The 16,641-nt window shown below is 72.1% G+C and carries 19 protein-coding genes; 9 read left to right on the forward strand and 10 right to left on the reverse strand.

Annotated features, from left to right (window positions below; translation table 11 throughout):
- The first annotated feature begins 32 nt into the window (after window positions 1-32).
- Together ITJ68_RS09870 and ITJ68_RS09875 are read left to right on the forward strand one after the other, a co-directional pair.
- A complete protein-coding gene (locus tag ITJ68_RS09870; RefSeq protein WP_194661100.1) occupies window positions 33-3,482 on the forward strand; it encodes an SdrD B-like domain-containing protein in 3,450 nt (1,149 codons plus the stop codon).
- 282 nt (window positions 3,483-3,764) lie between these two features.
- Complete coding sequence (locus ITJ68_RS09875; RefSeq protein ID WP_194661101.1) at window positions 3,765-5,363, forward strand: long-chain-fatty-acid--CoA ligase; 1,599 nt, start codon at window positions 3,765-3,767, stop codon at window positions 5,361-5,363.
- Between the two features lie 96 nt (window positions 5,364-5,459).
- Here the strand turns inward: ITJ68_RS09875 and ITJ68_RS09880 are convergent, their stop codons facing one another.
- From ITJ68_RS09880 to ITJ68_RS09895, 4 genes are all read right to left on the reverse strand, one after another.
- Window positions 5,460-6,296, reverse strand: coding sequence for an SDR family oxidoreductase (locus ITJ68_RS09880; RefSeq protein ID WP_194661102.1), 837 nt, complete (start codon window positions 6,294-6,296; stop codon window positions 5,460-5,462).
- A 212-nt stretch (window positions 6,297-6,508) separates the two neighbouring features.
- The gene (locus tag ITJ68_RS09885) at window positions 6,509-7,270 is read right to left on the reverse strand and encodes an SDR family NAD(P)-dependent oxidoreductase (RefSeq protein ID WP_194661103.1); all 762 of its coding nucleotides are present in this window, start codon (window positions 7,268-7,270) and stop codon (window positions 6,509-6,511) included.
- 86 nt (window positions 7,271-7,356) lie between these two features.
- Window positions 7,357-7,752, reverse strand: coding sequence for a hypothetical protein (locus ITJ68_RS09890; RefSeq protein ID WP_194661104.1), 396 nt, complete (start codon window positions 7,750-7,752; stop codon window positions 7,357-7,359).
- Window positions 7,752-8,633, reverse strand: a complete 882-nt coding sequence (locus ITJ68_RS09895; protein ID WP_194661105.1) for an oxidoreductase — start codon at window positions 8,631-8,633, stop codon at window positions 7,752-7,754. The genes ITJ68_RS09890 and ITJ68_RS09895 overlap by 1 nt, the downstream gene beginning before the upstream one ends.
- 61 nt (window positions 8,634-8,694) lie before the next feature.
- On the opposite strand from ITJ68_RS09895, the gene ITJ68_RS09900 reads away from it, so the two are divergent.
- Together ITJ68_RS09900 and ITJ68_RS09905 are read left to right on the forward strand one after the other, a co-directional pair.
- Entirely contained in the window at window positions 8,695-9,270 is a 576-nt protein-coding gene (locus tag ITJ68_RS09900; protein ID WP_194661106.1) for a TetR/AcrR family transcriptional regulator, read from the forward strand.
- Window positions 9,271-9,333: 63 nt separating this feature from the next.
- The gene (locus ITJ68_RS09905) at window positions 9,334-9,900 is read left to right on the forward strand and encodes a hypothetical protein (RefSeq protein WP_194661107.1); all 567 of its coding nucleotides are present in this window, start codon (window positions 9,334-9,336) and stop codon (window positions 9,898-9,900) included.
- A 24-nt stretch (window positions 9,901-9,924) separates the two neighbouring features.
- Here ITJ68_RS09905 and ITJ68_RS09910 read toward each other — a convergent pair whose 3' ends face one another.
- The 3 genes from ITJ68_RS09910 to ITJ68_RS09920 are packed head-to-tail and all read right to left on the reverse strand — an operon-like array spanning window position 9,925 to window position 11,414.
- Window positions 9,925-10,431: a hypothetical protein gene (locus tag ITJ68_RS09910; protein ID WP_194661108.1), complete on the reverse strand. Its 507-nt coding sequence runs from the start codon at window positions 10,429-10,431 to the stop codon at window positions 9,925-9,927.
- A 19-nt stretch (window positions 10,432-10,450) separates the two neighbouring features.
- Complete coding sequence (locus ITJ68_RS09915) at window positions 10,451-10,936, reverse strand: hypothetical protein (RefSeq protein ID WP_194661109.1); 486 nt, start codon at window positions 10,934-10,936, stop codon at window positions 10,451-10,453.
- A 22-nt stretch (window positions 10,937-10,958) separates the two neighbouring features.
- Window positions 10,959-11,414: a hypothetical protein gene (locus ITJ68_RS09920; RefSeq protein WP_194661110.1), complete on the reverse strand. Its 456-nt coding sequence runs from the start codon at window positions 11,412-11,414 to the stop codon at window positions 10,959-10,961.
- Between ITJ68_RS09920 and ITJ68_RS09925 the strand changes: the two genes are divergently transcribed.
- The gene (locus tag ITJ68_RS09925; protein WP_194661111.1) at window positions 11,413-11,706 is read left to right on the forward strand and encodes a hypothetical protein; all 294 of its coding nucleotides are present in this window, start codon (window positions 11,413-11,415) and stop codon (window positions 11,704-11,706) included. The two genes, ITJ68_RS09920 and ITJ68_RS09925, sit on opposite strands and share 2 nt — an antisense overlap.
- Window positions 11,707-11,838: 132 nt before the next feature.
- On the opposite strand, the gene ITJ68_RS09930 is transcribed toward ITJ68_RS09925, so the two are convergent.
- Window positions 11,839-12,384: a hypothetical protein gene (locus tag ITJ68_RS09930; protein ID WP_194661112.1), complete on the reverse strand. Its 546-nt coding sequence runs from the start codon at window positions 12,382-12,384 to the stop codon at window positions 11,839-11,841.
- Window positions 12,385-12,494: 110 nt separating this feature from the next.
- On the opposite strand from ITJ68_RS09930, the gene ITJ68_RS09935 reads away from it, so the two are divergent.
- Entirely contained in the window at window positions 12,495-12,791 is a 297-nt protein-coding gene (locus tag ITJ68_RS09935; protein WP_194661113.1) for a hypothetical protein, read from the forward strand.
- A 79-nt stretch (window positions 12,792-12,870) separates the two neighbouring features.
- On the forward strand, window positions 12,871-13,047 hold the full coding sequence (locus tag ITJ68_RS09940) for a hypothetical protein (protein ID WP_194661114.1): 177 nt from the start codon (window positions 12,871-12,873) through the stop codon (window positions 13,045-13,047).
- Window positions 13,048-13,162: 115 nt separating this feature from the next.
- Here the strand turns inward: ITJ68_RS09940 and ITJ68_RS09945 are convergent, their stop codons facing one another.
- Window positions 13,163-14,152 (reverse strand): carboxypeptidase-like regulatory domain-containing protein, encoded by a 990-nt coding sequence (locus ITJ68_RS09945; RefSeq protein ID WP_194661115.1) that lies wholly within the window; start codon window positions 14,150-14,152, stop codon window positions 13,163-13,165.
- Window positions 14,153-14,287: 135 nt separating this feature from the next.
- Here ITJ68_RS09945 and ITJ68_RS09950 point away from each other — a divergent pair, with 135 nt between their 5' ends.
- A complete protein-coding gene (locus tag ITJ68_RS09950; RefSeq protein WP_194661116.1) occupies window positions 14,288-14,983 on the forward strand; it encodes a helix-turn-helix transcriptional regulator in 696 nt (231 codons plus the stop codon).
- 95 nt (window positions 14,984-15,078) lie between these two features.
- Window positions 15,079-15,450 carry a VOC family protein gene (locus ITJ68_RS09955; protein ID WP_194661117.1) on the forward strand — a complete coding sequence of 124 codons (372 nt, stop codon included), beginning with the start codon at window positions 15,079-15,081 and terminating at the stop codon, window positions 15,448-15,450.
- A gap of 81 nt (window positions 15,451-15,531) precedes the next feature.
- Here ITJ68_RS09955 and ITJ68_RS09960 read toward each other — a convergent pair whose 3' ends face one another.
- The gene (locus ITJ68_RS09960) at window positions 15,532-15,783 is read right to left on the reverse strand and encodes a hypothetical protein (RefSeq protein WP_194661118.1); all 252 of its coding nucleotides are present in this window, start codon (window positions 15,781-15,783) and stop codon (window positions 15,532-15,534) included.
- Window positions 15,784-16,641: the final 858 nt, after the last annotated feature.

A 16,641-nucleotide genomic window follows, 5' to 3' on the forward strand; every position in this document is an offset into this window, starting at 1 on the left:
GATCCACACCCCTGAGAACGTGGGAGAACGACATGCGGCATCGGAAGACCATCCACACGACCGTCTCGGCGCTGGTGCTCCTCGGCGTCGCGGTCGGCGCGAGTCCCCCTGCGGCGGCAGCCCCAGCGGCCGGGCCGCCAGCGGTCTCGACCGACAGCACCATCGGCGTGGCCATCGAGGTCCGCGCCGACGGCAACGGCCCGTTCAGCCCCACCGACGAGCCGGGCGGGGACACCGGAGCGTCGAACGGCATCGTCCGGACGATGGACGCCGTCACGTACCGCGTCACCGTGAGCTCGAACGACGGCAGCAGCAGCAACGAGCGGTTCACCGTGACGGCACCGAGCGGCACCAGCTGGGCGGGCATGCCCGGCGACTGCACCGACGCGGGCTCCAGCATCGTCGGCGCTGACCTGACCTGCAACACGGGCACGGTGGCCGAGGGCAAGGCGCTCTTCGTGCCGGTCGTCCTCAACGTCTCCGGCGACCTCGCGAACGGCGACACGTTCGCCGTCCCGGTCACGGCGACGGCGGACGACGCCGGGAACGGTCCGGTGACCGCGACGTCGGCGAGCACCACCGTCTCGGCCGCCGCGCGCTACAACCTGAGCAAGGACGTGCACGCGAGCCGTCTGGTGCCCGACGCGCCCGGACCCGACGGTTCGAGTGGTCTCCAGCTGATCTACCCGATCGCCGTGGACTGGCAACCCCTCGTCCCCGGGCAGGGGCTGCTCGGGTTCGAGAAGAGCGCCGGCCCGATGACCTTCACCGACGACCTGTCGAGGATCCTCGGTGACCTGCCGTCCGGTGCGGTCCTGTGGAACGGCGGCGACCCGGTCTGCGGGCCGAACGGCGACGACGCCTGGACGATGCCGAACCTGCCGCGTGGTTCCGGCGGCGGAGCGACGGGCGTCGTCGACTCCGGCACGATCGCCTGCACGCAGAGCGGTCCGGGAGCCGACGTCGACGTCACGATCACCGGGACCGTCACCGACCCGGAGCACTTCCCGACCAAGGCGATCCAGCACGGTCCGATCGCCGGCGGCGTCAAGCCCTACGTGGTGTCCGGCTTCATCAGCGTCTGGCTGCCGACGCCGCCGGACGGGACGACCGTCAACTCGGTCAACGTCTTCACCCCGCTCCGGACCACGTCCGTCAGCGGCGCGCAGAACTACCCGGGCAGCTCCGAGCCGCTCGCTGACAACCGTGCCGAGCGCACCATCACCGAGTACGCCGCGGGGACCGTCGCGAAGCAGCTCTTCCGGGTCACGGACGACCGTGGGACCGTCTCCACCGGCTCGGCCAAGGACGGCGACCCCTGGTACACGGCGGGTGACCGTGTCCGGAGCGAGGTGTCCCTGGCGAACCCCGGCCTCTCGAGCCACGACGACGTCGTCATCTGCGACACCTGGGACCGGCGGACACAGCGTCTGACCCGGGTGGGTGGCCGGTACGGCTGGGAGTCGAAGCTGACCGGCGGGGTCGTCCGTCAGTACGCGGCCTTGACGATGAGCAGCCCGGCGGAAGGCCAGCGACAGGCGGACTGCGGCGACGACGCCGGACCGTGGTACGACGACCCCGACGACGTCCCGGGCGGGATCGACGCGATCGGTGCGACCCGCAGCCTCGGCGACGTGCGCGGCGGTGACGTCGCCGTCATGTTCACGTTCCTCGAGCTCCTGTCGGCGGAGAACGGCACTCGCGCGTACGACTTCGGTCACGCCTGGATGGGCGACCGCGACCCGCGATGGGTGCACGACACCTGGTCCGATGCCGAACTCGGCGCCGGACCGCTCTCCGACAGCGCGCTGATCACCGAGAACCGGGTCCGCGTCGAGAAGAAGGTGGTCGACCCGGGGCACGACCCCGGCGACACCCCGGACGACACGAGCTTCGCCGTCGCCGGCAACACCGTGGACTTCGCGCTCTACCCGACCCTCACCAACGGCAACACCACCGGCGGGGAGACCACGGTGACGGTCCGGGACGTGCTCCCCTCGACGATGCACTACGTCCCCGGCTCGGCGTCGCCGGCTCCGGTGGTCGACACGACCGTGGACGGGGACGGCAAGGACGTCCAGCGTCTGACCTGGGACGTCGTCACCCGGCCGAACGCCCTGATCGAGCCGATCCGCTACTCGGCAGTGATCGCACCGACGGCACCGGCAGGCTCGGTCACGAACACCGTCGTCGTCGCATCACCCACGGATGCGTCGCCGGAAGAATTCCGGGCGGCCGAACGCGCCCTCCAGATCGTCGTCAGCGGTGGCGTCGTGGTCGAGAAGGCGGCGGTCGAGCCGGTCGTCGTGGCGGGCGACCACCCGCGGTGGACGCTGTCCTACACGAACACCGACGCGAGCCCGATCGACGAACTCGACGTGATCGACGTGCTCCCCCACCCGGGTGACTCCGGCAACTCGAGCTTCCACGGCACCGTCGGGCTCGCGGAACCGGTGGCTGTGGACCCGGCTGCGGGCGAGCGGGTCCTGTACACGGAAGCCGCTCCCGAGACCATCGCGCTCGATCCCCAGGAGGCCTCCAACCAGCCGGGCGGGTCCACGCGCTGGTGCACGGCGTCGACACTGGCGACGACTGGCTGCCCGGACGACCTCGGCCACGTGACGGCGTTCCGCCTCGAACGGCGGGCTCCGGTGGCGTCGGGCGGGACGGTCACCCACCAGGTGGCCCTCGCCACGGACGGCCAGCAGGACGGTGACGTCTACACGAACCGCTTCGGGCTGCGCGCCTCGAACCTCGCGCTCCCCGTGCAGTCGAACCCGGCGTCCGTCCGGGTGGTCGCGGGATCGATCGGCGACCGTGTCTGGCAGGACACCGACGGCGACGGCCTGCAGGACCACGACGAGCCCGGCGTCGGTGACGTGCCGGTCGCGCTGACCGGGACGGACGACCGCGGGCAGCAGGTCACCCGCACGACGGCGTCCGACGCGGACGGCACCTACACGTTCGGCGGACTGCGGCCCGGCACCTACCGGGTGCGCTGGACCTCGCCCGGCGGGCAGACGTTCACCGTCGAGCACGCCGGCGACGACCGGGCAGTGGACTCCGACGCGGACGCCGACGGTCGGAGCCCCGTGGTCACCGTCGGACGCGTGGAGACCGAGTCCGGTGCGCTGACGGGCGTCGACCACGACGACACCGTGGACGCCGGCCTGCGAGCGGACCCGACCACGCCGGTCCCGCCTCCCGTGGGACCGGATGAGCCCGGCGAGTCCGGTGCGCCAGGTGGCAGCGGCAGCAGTGGTGGCACCGGGGGCTCCGGTGCCACCGGTGGCTCCGGAGCAGGGCCGGACGGTGGTTCGTCCACGCTCGGCGCCGTGGTCCCTCGGCACGAGACCACCGGCGGACGGCACGAGCTCGCGTTCACCGGCGCGACCGGCCTGACCGTGGTCGGTGGCCTCGCGGTGCTGCTGCTCCTGACCGGCGGTGGCATGGTGCTCGTGCGGCGTCGTCAGGGCCGCTGACAGCCCGCCGCTGACAGCGCGTCGCTGCCGCCGCGCCGCTGCCCGGGCCCGTAACGGCTCGTACCCGCAGGGCGCGTTCGTTCCCGCAGCGCCCGCACTGGCAGGTCGGATCGCGCGTGGTGGGTCGGGACGACCGACCTCCCACGCGCGATCCGCCTCGCCACGCGCGATCCGACGCGCCACGCGCGATCCGACCCCGCTGCACCTGACCCCGCCGGGCCGGCGTCGGGGCGTCCCCGTATGATCCTGAGGAACCCCTCGTCAACGGAGACGGAGCCCGGCATGCCCGAGACCACCACCATCCCCAGGACCCGTGCCACGGCGTCGGTCGCCGCGATCCTCGCCGAGTCGGCCGCGCGCTACCCGGACGACGTCGCCGTCGTGGTCGGCGACGAGCGCACCACGTACGCCGAGCTCTGGTCGCAGACCTTGGCCTACGCCGGAGCGCTCCGAGCCCACGGCGTCACCGAAGGCGCCCGTGTCGCGATGCTCGTGCCGAACGTGGCCGACTTCCCCCGCGTGTACTACGCCACCCTCGCGCTCGGGGCGGTCGCCGTCCCCGTCCACGCCCTCCTGAAGCGCCGCGAGATCGAGTACGTGCTCCGCGACAGCGCTGCGACCCTCCTGGTGTGCGCCGCTCCCCTGCTCGGCGAGGGTGCCGCCGGTGCCGCACTGGCCGGGGTCGACGTCCTGACCGTGCTCGCCCCCGCCACATCGGCGGACCACGACGACGCCCCGGACCGCCTGGAGGCCCTGGCCGGCTCGAGCGAGCCCCTCACCACGTACGTCCTCCGGGACCCGTTCGACACCGCGACGATCCTCTACACGAGCGGCACCACCGGTCAGCCGAAGGGCGCGGAGGGGTCGCACTTCGCACTGCTCGAACAGGTGAACACGAACCTGCTCACCACGTTCGACATGCACCACGGCGACGTGCTCCTCGGGGCACTCCCGCTGTTCCACACGTTCGGGCAGACCTGCACGATGAACACCGGCTTCCGTGCCGGCGCGACGATCGTGATGCTGCCGAAGTTCGACGGCGACTCGGCCCTCGCCGCGATGGTCGAGCACCGGTGCGGGATCTTCATGGGCGTGCCGACGATGTACATGGCACTGCTCGACGCCGCGACCCGGACCGAGGCCCGACCGTCGCTCCGCTACGCCATCTCCGGTGGGGCGTCGCTGCCGCTCGCCGTGCTCGAGCGCTTCCAGCAGGTCTACGACGCCCCCGTGCACGAGGGCTACGGGCTGACCGAGACCTCCCCGGTCGCGACGTTCAACCACGTCGGCACGCCCCCACGGCCCGGCACCATCGGCACGCCGGTGTGGGGCGTCGACGTCGAGATCGCGGACCCCGCGACGGCCGAGCACGTCGTGCTGCTGCCCCGAGGTGCCGTCGGCGAACTCGTCATCCGCGGCCACAACCTGATGAACGGCTACCTCGACCGGCCCGAGGACACGGCAGCGGCGATCGTCGACGGCTGGTTCCGCACGGGCGACCTCGGCACGAAGGACGACGACGGCTACCTGACGATCGTCGACCGGACCAAGGACATGATCATCCGGAACGGCTACAACGTGTACCCACGGCAGGTGGAAGAGGTCCTCGCGACGCACCCCGACGTGACCATGGCCGCGGTGTTCGGTGTCCCGCACGAGGTGCACGGGCAGGAGATCGAGGCGGCCGTGGTCCTGCGCCCCGACGCCACCGCCACCCCCGAGGACCTGGTCGCCTTCGTGTCGGCGGAGATCGCGGCGTACAAGTTCCCCCGCGTCGTGCACGTCCTCGACGCCCTCCCGCTCGGGCCGAGCGGCAAGGTCCTGAAGCGCACCCTCGTCGAGCGGTTCAGCGGACAGGCGGAGCCGGCCACGGCCTCCTGACCGGATGCGCGACCGTCACCTGTCGACTCTGCTCACGCCGTGACGGACGGGAGGCCCGTGGCGGGGTCCGCCACGGGCCTCCTGTCCGGTCCCGGGTCAGAGGATCGGCGTCCCGCCGGTGACGGCGACGCGCGCGCCCGACACGTAGCTGCCGTCGTCGCTGGCGAGCAGGACGTACACCGGGGCGAGCTCGGCCGGCTGGCCGGCGCGGCCCAGCGGGGACTGCGTGCCGAACTGCTCGACCTGCTCCGGCGGCATCGTCGACGGGATGAGCGGCGTCCAGATCGGTCCGGGCGCGACGCTGTTGACGCGGATGCCGCGCGGACCGAGCAGCTGCGCGAGTGCCGCCGACAGGTTGGCGACGCCGGCCTTGGTGACGTCGTACGGGGCCAGGTCGGGGCGGGGGTTGTCCGAGTTCACGGAGCTCGACCCGATGATCGACGCGCCGGCGCCGAGGTGCGGGAGCGCTGCCTTGACGAGGTGGAAGTAGGCGCTGAGGTTGGTGGCGAGGGTGTGGTCCCACTCCTCGTCGGTGATCTCCTCGAACGTCTCGTGGGCCATCTGGTAGGCGGCGTTGTTGACCAGGACGTCGAGGCCGCCGAGTTCGCTGACCGCGGTCGCGATGACCTCGCGGCAGTACGCCGGGTCGGTCAGGTCGCCGGGGAACAGGACGGCCTTGCGACCCGCCTCCTCGACCCAGTGCTTCGTGTCCTCGGCGTCGTCCTGCTCCTCGGGCAGGTAGCTGATCAGGACGTCAGCGCCTTCGCGGGCGAAGGCGATGGCCACCGCCTTGCCGATGCCGCTGTCGCCGCCGGTGATGACGGCTCGCTTGCCGGTCAACTTGCCGGAACCGCGGTAGGACTCCTCGCCGTGGTCGGCCTTCGGGGTCATCGCGTCCTCGTGACCCGGGGGCTGCTGCTGCTGGTCGGACATGGCACTCCTTGCGCTGATCGGGATCCGTCGTGGGGAACCGATGGTCGGCGCGGTGCCCTGGGCGGGTGTCCGGGGTGGCCGGATGGCGCAGGGCCGCTTGCCCGGTTGGCCGCTGGGCCGCTAGGCCGCTGGGTGGCTGGGTCCTTGGGCCCCCGGGCCGCTGGGCCGCTGGGCCGCTGGGCCGCTGGCCCCTGAGCCGGCGGGCCCCCGGGTCAGCGCGCCGTCCAGCCGCCGTCGATCGGGAGCGCCGTCCCGGTGATGAGGGAGGCACCCTCACCAGCCAGGAAGGTGACCGCCGCTGCGACCTCCTCCGGCTGCCCGATCCGGTGCAGCGCGGCGATGCGCTCCACCGTGTCCGCACGGAACGCCTCGTCGGCGAGCGCCGGCGCGGTCCCCTCGGTCTCGACGAACGTCGGTGCGACGGCGTTCACCCGGATGCCGTACTGCCCCCACTCCACCGCGAGGCACTTGGTCATGTGGATGACGGCGGCCTTGCTCAGGCAGTAGGACGACTCCCCCGGCAGCGCGACCAGGCCGGCCTGGGAGGCGATGTTCACGATGGAGCCACCCCCGGACGATCTCATGTGCTTCGCCACGTGCTGCGAGACGAAGAAGGTCGACTTCGTCGTGAGCTCCCAGACGGTGTCGAAGTGCTCCTCGGTGACGTCGAGGGCGTCCTCCACGATCCCGCCGCCCGCGTTGTTCACGAGCACGTCGATCCTGCCGAGCTCCGCGACGACGCTGTCGATCGCCGACCGGCACGCGGCCAGGTCCGTGACGTCCATCGGGACCACGGCGACCCGGCGGCCCAAGTCGCGGATCGTGTCGGCGAGTCCGGTCGCGGCGTCGGGGTCCCGGACGCCGAGGGCGACGTCAGCGCCGTGCTCGGCGAGGTCGAGCGCGATCGCGCGGCCGATCCCGCGGGAGGCGGCGGTGACGAGGGCGACGGAGCCGTCGAGGGTCAGGGTCTGCATGAGCGCGTCCTTCGGGGTCGGAGACGCTCAGTCTGCACCGCTGCGTGGCGGTTCCGCAGCGCAGCAGCGCCGCGTGGGAACACTGCTCAGCGCGCTCGCGCGGCGTCGAGCCGCTCGTTCGCACCCCGCCACGACGGGGGCAGGTCGGATCCGAGGGCGACCCAGTCCACGAACCGGCTGGCCTGCATCAGCGGGCGGGTGTCCGTGGCGAGCGCCGCGTGCAGCGGGCCGCGCACGAAGGCCTCGAGCGCGGGTCGGTCCTGCCAGGCCGTGAGGGTGGAGAGCGTTCCCCGCACCGGCGACACCGCGAACTGGTGGCCGGCGAGCCCCGTCGTCGTCGGGAGGGACTGCCAGAGCGGCTGCGTCGACGCCATGATGCCGAGCAGGTGTCGTCGGGACTGGACGGTGAAGCGCGTCGCCAGCACGACGTACTCGTGTCCGGCGTCGAGCTCGAGCACGCTCGTCCAGGGAGAGCCGGGCATCAGTCCGCCCTGCGTGCGGTGCCGGTCATGGCCTCGGACGCCGCCCAGAGCGCGGACTGGAGGGTCGTGTCCTTCGCCCGGGCAGAGGCCGAGATCGCCTGGGCACCGCCACGCATGTGGAACAGGTGCTCGGGCCCGGTGAACGTGCCACCCGGCAGGTCCCCCGTGATCGCGAGCAGCACGGGCAGGGCTCCCTGGTCGGGGCCCTGGCCGATGACCGGCAGCAGGACGTCCCACAGCCCGGGCCGCGTGCCGGTGGGGCGGTCGTAGATCGGCGTCACGACGATCCCGGGGTGCGCGGCGAGGGCGCGCACGGGCGAGCCGGCCTGTCGGAGGCGGCGGTCGAGCTCGAGGGTGAAGGCGAGGTTCGCCAGCTTCGAGTCCGCGTACGCCCGACCGCCCTTGTAGGGGCGGGTCCGCCAGTCCAGGTCGTCCAGGTCCAGCCGGCCCATCCGCTCCGCCTGGGAGGACACGGTCACCACGCGTGAGGTGATCCGCGACAGGAGCAGCGTCGTCAGCAGGAAGTGCCCGAGGTGGTTCGTGCCGAACTGCATCTCGAAACCGTCATGCGTGCGACCGAGCGTCGATGCCGACACCCCCGCGTTGTTGACCAGGACGTCGATCTGCTCGGTGGTCTCGTCGGCGAAGCGACGGACGGACGCGAGGTCGGCCAGGTCGAGTGCCCGGACGACGTGGGTGCCGGCCGCCCCGGGGAGCTCGGCCGCGACGCGTCGGCCCTTGTCGGTGTCACGGACGGCGAGGACCACCCGGGCTCCCCTGGCGGCGACGGCAGCCGCGGTGGACCGGCCGATGCCGCTGGTGGCGCCGGTGATGAGGATGGTGCGGCCGGCGAGGTCGGCGGTGGAAGCGGGGTTCGTCATGCCGCAAATGTAGACGGCGCACACATTGTTGTCAACGTCTACATAGCGGTACGATCGAACCATGTCCACTCCGTACCACCACGGCTCGCTGCGGGAGGTCCTCATCGCCGAGGGCCGTCAGCTGCTCATGGAGGAAGGGGCGCAGGCCGTCACGATCCGCGGGCTCGCCAAACGGGCCGGGGTCAGCCACAGCGCGCCGCTCCGCCACTTCCCGGACCGGGAGGCGCTCCTCGACGCCATCGCCGCCGAGGGCTTCGACGAGCTCACGGCCGCCCTCGGCACAGCGGACCGCCACGAGGACCTGCACGCCCGCCTCAGCGACTACGCGCACGCCCATGTCCACTTCGCCTTCGAGAACGGGCGCCTCATGGAGCTGATGTTCGCGGGCGCACCGCGCGGGGTCGATTCGCCGGCGACCCAGGCGGCGGCCCGGTTCTTCGCCCAGGGCGCCGCGATGCTCGGCGAGCACAGCCAGGGTCGCCCGGGTCCGCTGCCGTTCCTGGTAGCCGGCATGTTGGAGGGCATCAGCTCCCTGGCCAGCACCGGCCGCCTGGCGCCGGACCAGGTGGACGAGGTCACGGATGCCGCGGTGGCCCTGCTGCTCCCCGCCGTCGCCGGACAGCTCGACCAGCGCTGAGCGCCGACCTGCCGGGACGAGCCTCCTGGCCCGCAGGAGCAGCGATCCCCTACGGTGAGCAGCGTGGACATCGGACGAGCACTCCTCGGAGCGAGCGCACTCGGTGCCGTCGTGCTGGCGGTCGGCTTCGGCGTGGTCGTCGCACCGGGCAGCACACTCTCGACCGACGCCCGAGGTGATGGTGGCGTCTGCGGTACCTACCCGGCGGCGGCGACCTCGGCCGCAGCGTGGTTCCTGACGTCGTTCCGGAACGACACCGGGCACGGCATCCGCGTCCGCGACGTCCGCGCCGGGGAACTCCACGACGTGGCCCTCTCCCACCTGTCCATCGCGACGGCCCCGAGCACGGACAGCGCCGGACTCACCATCACGACCGACCCGGCCATGCCCGGCAGCTACGGCCGCACGGTGCCGATCGACAGCGGCGTCGTGGTGCCGGCACACGGCGAGCTCGACGTCGTCGGTCGTGTCGTGCTCGACGACGGAGCGGACGCCGGGCGGCTCCACGGCCTGGTCGTCACCACCGGCGGGCCGCTCGGCACGACCCGCTCGGTCACCGACCCGACGTCGTTCGGCGTGGGCATCGGGGTCGGGCACGACGAGTCCGACATCGGCTGCACCGGCGCCTGAGACCGCGCCGGACGCGCGTCAGCACTACCGGGAGTGCGGTCCGAGGACGACGGCGACCACGATGAGCGCGACCACTCCCGCGCCGACGGCCACGAGGCCGAGTGCCCTGGGGCGGCCGGGGTGGACCAGCAGCGCGGGGACCGCCGCCAGGACCGCGCCGGCGACGTAGGGCAGCGGCGTCGGCGACAGGTCGACCGTGCCGGGTCCGCCCCGGAGCGCGCTGACCATCCCCAGCACCACCTCCGCGACGAGCACCGAGGGGACCACGACCAGCGCAGTCAGCCCCAGCCACGCGGCTCCACGCTTCCCGGTGCCGACGACGGCGGCTGCGGCGAGCGCCACCCCGGTGACGACTCCGACGACCAGGACCGCCACCAGCCCGGGGACGCCGGTCAGGAGTGCCATGACGATCGCGGCGTGCGTGAAGTGCGCGGCTCCGAGACCGATGACCAGTGCCATCAGCGTGTGGAGCACAGCGCGGCGCGTGCTGCTGGGCGGCGCTGCCGTGTCGCGCTGCGAGACCTCGTCCATCAGCACCCCCCGGTGACGCTCAGCCGCCGTACGCGGCGGAGACCCCGATGGGTGCGCCCGCGTCGCGGCATGCCGTACCGACGGCGTTGATCGCGTCCTGCAGGCCGGCGTCGTCGGGGTCGAGGGACAGCGACGATGCGGGCGCCGGGTGCTGCGTCAACCAGGACTGCAGCGCGCCGACCGAGGACGCGACGGCGTCGGTCGTGGGCAGGTGCGCGTAGACGTACCGGGCTGCGTCGAGGCGCGACCGGTAGGCCTCGTCGCTGAGCTCGCCGCGCTCGTGCGCCGCTCCCGCGTTGACGGTGATGGTCTCGACGGCGCTGACCTGGCCGCAGACGGCCGGCACGCTCGTGTCCGTGTCACCGGGCTGCAGCGCGCGAGGCGTCGCGGTCACGGTGACCGTCTTGGTCGGCTCGGGCTCCCCGGCGGAACAGCCCGCGAGTGCGACGACGGTCGCGGCTCCGATGACGACTGCGCTGATGACGTGACTGATGTGTGCCCCCATGTGCTGATCCTGGCACACCGGGTCATCGGGAGCGGTGGAGCAACGCCGCGAGCTCTCGTGCGACGTGTTCCGGGTCCTGTGTCGCGTCGACCACGTGCGCGCCGTGCGTGCGCATCTGCTCCTGCATCACCGGGAGACCGGCGGCGATCTGCTCCCGGAAGAGCGGGTCCCGGGACGCGACGCGGTCCCGCTGCGTCGCAGGGTCGAGTTCGAGCAGCACCAGGCGGTCGAACCGGTCGACGAAGTCCCACTGGTTGACCGCGATCCCGAGGAGCACCCCGTCGGGACCGAGTTCCCCCACGATCTGCTCGACCCGCGGGCCGCTCCAGCCCCAGAAGCACGTCGCCAGGAGCTCGGGTGAGGGCTCGAGGGAACCGTCCCCGACCACGTCTCCCGACCCGTTCATCCACGCGGCCAGGCCGGGCACCTCGTCGGCGTCGAGCGCACGGACGCCGCGGCTCCGCAGGAGCGCGGTCATGGTCGACTTCCCCGAACCGGGGTTCCCACTGACGAGTGTGGCCACGGGGCGATCGTGCCACGTGGCGCTCGCCGCGTCGACGGCGCCGGTGGCCGACCCGTCACCGCCCGTCCGGCGCGGGCTGCCGTCCGACGTCGGCCGGCACAAGGACGTCGGATGGATCGACGGCATGGGGTGCATCGAGCTCGTGATCGCACCCGCGTACCTCTGGGCACAGCTCGGCGCCCCCCTCGATCCGGCGAAGGACACGGGCCGGTTGGTGGACACCGTGCTCCGCGTCACCCGCGGGTGACGACGGCGCTCGCCTGACGGACCGCACCGCGCGGTGCGCGCGGCGACCGCCTGCCGGACGGGAGGCTCGGTGCCGGCCGGTCCCGAGCCTCCCGTCCGCCTCCTGGTCGCGTCCCGCCGCTCCGATCGACGGTCAGGTGACCGTCGGAGGCGTCGTGCGCAGCGATCGTCGGAGCGCCCCGTACCGGTGCTCCTGGTAGAGCCCCAGGAGCACGGCGAGCAGCACGGCGGTGGCCACGCCGGCCAGGATCGACGGCGTCGGCTCCCCGGACAGCTGCACCGTGAGGATGGCGACACCTGCGCCCCCGACGATCGCGTTGACCACGGAGATCGCGGTCGCCGTGGTGAAGAACACGCCGATCCACGATGCCCTGCGGCCGATCGGCAGCATCTCGTTCGGTCCGTGCGGTCCGTCGGGCCGGGGGAAGTACTTCGCGGCACCCGGCAGGACCGTGGCGTAGACACCCCGGATCCGCTGGATGGACTCGAGGGCGGCGACGTCCTCGAGGGAGGTCTCGACGAGGCGCTCGTACGTGAAGAGCCCGAGCAGGAAGACCACCGGGATGACGACCGACAGGAACTGGACGGCGTACTCGGTCCGGGCGAGGAAGCCGAAGGCGACCAGGGAGCTGGACAGCGTCGTCAGGTACAGCGACGCCCGGCTGCTCGACTCGCTCACGGTGATGCTGCGCGCCGACTCCAGGACGAAGTGCTCGTTCTGCAGGGTGCTGTAGAACGCTGCGGCGCGCCGCGGCGTACGTCGGAGACGGGCGGAACCGTTGGCCGGCCGTGCACATCTCCGATGCCGCTCGGCTCGTCTTCCTCGCACTCGAGAGCGCTCCCGCCGGGTCGGTCCTGCACGCCGTCGGCGAGGAAGGCGTCCCCATGCGCCAGGTCGCCGACGTCATCGCGGCCAGGACCGGCCTTCCTGCAGCTGCGGTGGACCCCGAACAGCTCGGTGTGTTCGGAGCCCTCCTCGGTGGGGACCAGCCCGCAACTGCCGTCACCACCCGGCAGCTCCTGTCGTGGGAGCCGTCGGGCCCGACGCTGATCGAGGACCTCGAAGCCGGGTACTACACCGACTGACCCCGAGACCGCGTCCAGTCGGCCGGCACGAGAACCATCCCTGCACCAGTGGTCGTTGGAACGTACCGAAATGCCTCGTGTGCGCATCGATCTCCTCGAGGGCGGGTCGCCCGAGCAGTGCCGGAGCATAAGGGTGCAGCCCGCCGACTGGTCGATGGGCAACGGCATCGTCACCTCCGCGGCAGGCGTGCCGGCTGACCGGCTCGACCCGGACAGCGTCCCGGCCGACTTCGCGTGGCCGTCGATCCGACACTGACGACGCAGCTCGGTCTCGGGGGCGTCACCGCCCACGCTCGCCCACGACGGACGGGAGGCTCGGTGCCAGCTGGCACCGAGCCTCCCGTCCGTGCCGTGCGCGGTGGACCCAGCGCTCAGCGCGACGCTGGGTCGGGCAGCACCCCGCCCCAGTAGTTCAACCCGCCCACCACGACCTTGACCGGCACGGCCTGCGCCCGGTCGCCCACGTACCGGTACACACCGCCGGGACGCCCGAGCCACAGCACACGCGCGGGCGTCGTGGTCGTCGCCGTCGTCCGGAGCTCGGCCACGTACTGCCCGGAGGGGATCTGGAACTGCGCCGTCTGCTCGCTGTCGAGCAGCGTCGAGAAGCGGGTCGAGAACGAGGCCCCGGTCGTCACGTTCGTCACCACGACGTTCGCGCCGCTGAGCTCCGCTGACCGCGTGCGGGACGCGGTGGCCGCGTAGACGGTCAGGTCGTAGTCACTGTGCGCGTAGTGCCGCGACAACGTCACCTGCGACGCCGGGAGCGTCCCGCGCTGCTGGTACACCCGCGTCTTCCACACGGCAGGCGGCACCGTGCCGCTGGCGTAGGCCTCGATGCGGTACTGACCGGTGCTCAACCCGACGAACTGGTACTGGCCGGCGCTGTCCGAGGTCGTCCGGAACACCTGCGAGGTGTCCTCGTTCCACGCGTACATCAGGCGCCCCACAGCAGGTCCCGTGGGTCCGACCACCCCGCCCTGCACGGTCGCACCGAGCACGAGGGGCACGGTGACCGCGACCGTCGAACCACCGCGGACCGCGATGTCCGGGCGGAGTCCGGGGGCGTACGTCTCCGCTCCGTGCGGCGGGAGCTGCCGTGTCGTCACCGTGACGGTGTCAGGGGCAGGGATGCCGGTGAACGTCGCCGTGCCGTCGGCGTCCGTGGTGGCGTTCCCGACGACGACATCGATCCCGATCGCCGCGAGTTCGACGTCTGCCAGCCGGATGGGGGTACCGTCCGGCGCCGCGAGCTGCACGGCGATCGTCCCCGTCCCGGCCGCGGCCGCTGGCAGTGCCGGGCCGACCAGCGCTGCTGCTGCCAGCGCCACCACCAGTGACGTCCCCATGATCAGTCGCATCGCATCCCCCGCCCGCCGGTCATCCGTTGCGTGGGACTGTACGCGTCCGGCGGGCTGACGGCGGCATCAGGACTGAGCCCGGTCAGCGATCGGTCAGCGGACGCCAGCGGGTGCGGGCTGACGGATGATTGCTGGGTGAACCGGACCGATCGTCTCTACGGCCTCGTCGAGGAACTGCGAGCGGCGTCGCCCCGTCCGCGGAGCGCTCGACGTCTCGCCGAACGGTTCGAGGTGTCGGTGCGGACCATCGAGCGGGACCTCGCTGCCCTGCAGCAGGCAGGCCTGCCGATCTGGGCTGAACCGGGCCGGACCGGCGGGTACGTCATCGACGCAGCTGCGACGCTCGGCCCGCCGGGCTTCACCCCTGACGAGGCCCTCGCGGTGCTGATCGGTCTCGGCACGCTTCGGCACAGTCCCTTCCGGCACGCAGCCCACACCGCTGGCAGGAAGGTGCTCGCGGTGATGCCGGACGCGGACGCCGGACGGGCCAGTGCGCTCGCCTCCCGCGTCCACTTCCTCGAGTCCGAGGACGAGCCGGTCCTGCCGGCAGCGTTCGCCGAGGCCCTCGGAGCCGGCCGCGTCGTGCGACTCCGCTACCTGGACGGCACGGGCGCGGAGTCCGTCCGCGACGTCGAACCGCTGGGATCGATCAGCAAGGAGGGGCAGTGGTACCTCGTCGCCTGGTGTCGACTGCGCGATGGTGTCCGTGCGTTCCGCGCGGACCGGATGCGCTCGATCGAGGTCACCGACGAACGGCCGCCCCGACGCACCGTCCGGTCCGAGGACCTCGCGATCCAGTACGGGCGGTTGCGGTCACTCGGCGACGACTGACCTGACGCCGTCAGATCCGGGAAACACCGACGGCACGGTGTCGCGACGACCGGCGAGGGTGGTGTCCCCACGTCACCGAACACCGGAGGAACCCCATGTCGTTCGCATCCATCCGCATCGTCACCGATGACCTCGACGGCCTCGTCGCCTTCTACGAGCGGGTCACGGGCCAGCAGGCCGAGCGCCCGGCGCCGGTCTTCGCGCAGTTCAGCGGACCAGGCGGTGTCCTCGCCATCGCCAGCACCGCCACGGTCGCGATGCTCGGCGGGGCGGTCGTCCCCGGGACGAACCGCTCGGTCGTCGTCGAGTTCGAGGTCCCCGACGTCGACGGCGAGTTCGCCAGGCTCCGGCTCGATCCCGGCGACGTCGTCCTCGCGCCGACCACGATGCCGTGGGGCAACCGCTCCGCGCTCGTCAGGGACCCGGACGGCAACGTCGTGAACCTGTTCAGCAGGCCCGTGCGCTGATCGCCGTGGGGGCGGGATCGGACCGGCAGCCGGACGGGCATCCTCTGCTCGTCGTGTGCGCTGACCGCACCGATCGCGAGCTCAACTGGCCCCGTGACCGCTGTCTGCACCACCAGCGCGGTTCCGGTCCTGCCGTCGGACGTACCAGGCGGAGCTGATCTGGATCGCGGCGAGGATCGGCCACACGATCGCCATGAACGTGTGGAGCCCGGACGGTTCGACGACGGCGAGGACGACCCAGACGACGGCCAGGCCCGCGTACGCCCAGGCGACCCACGGGAGGGGCCTCCCGACGAGCCGTTCGAGGAGGCTGCGCCGGTCCATGTCGGTCATGTGCGCGAGGCTACATGGAGGTGGGACGACTCTGTCCATCGACACGTCGTCGCTGTCGTCGGTGCTGGTCGTCGCGCTCATCGCCGGGATCACGTGCGTCGTACACGTCATCGTGCGGCGTTCACGAGGTTGAGCATCGGCTCCGGAGTCACCGATACGCTCCGACCGTGAGCATCGTGACGTCCCGGCCTTTCCGACGGTGAGCATCGAGTCGTTCGACGTCGAGCCGGTCGACCATCGCCGGTTGGTGCGATGGCTGCTCGGTCTGGTGGCATCGGTCACTGGTGTCCTCGCGATCGTCGGGTGGCCGCTCCCGGTACTCGCGGGGAGGTACGTGCGGACCGAATCCTGGGAACGCACGACCGCCTTGGTCGAAGCATGGTGGACACACGACGGTTGGCGGATGTCCGGGGCGTCGTGGTTCTGGGGCGGGGTCGCGACAGCCGCGACGGCTGGCGCGGTCATGATCCGGCCCGGGTCGGGACTGTCGTGGCGCCGAACGTGGCTCCTGACAGTGCTCCCGGGCTGCGTCATCGCAGCGCTGGGCCCCTTGGTTCAGGTCCTGTTGGGGATGCGGTGGTCGAACTACGCAGACAACCACGACAGCCGGTCCACCATCATCGTGTACGCGATCGGTCTGGCGGCGGCGGTGGGCCTCCCGCTTCTCCGCGGATGGGTGCTGCGCGGTCGCGAACAGCACGACGGTGACGGCGCGCGGCGACCTTGACGCACCGGAACCACGCACGTCGAGACGGAGCGGAGTCGATGCCGTCGCACGTCACTGGTCCTGGTCCTGGTCCTGGTCCTGGTCCTGGTCCTGGTCCTGGTCCTGGTCCTGGTCCTGGTCCTGGTCCTGGT

The sequence above is a fragment of the Curtobacterium sp. VKM Ac-1395 genome, from assembly GCF_015350975.1.
Taxonomy (GTDB): Bacteria; Actinomycetota; Actinomycetes; order Actinomycetales; family Microbacteriaceae; genus Curtobacterium.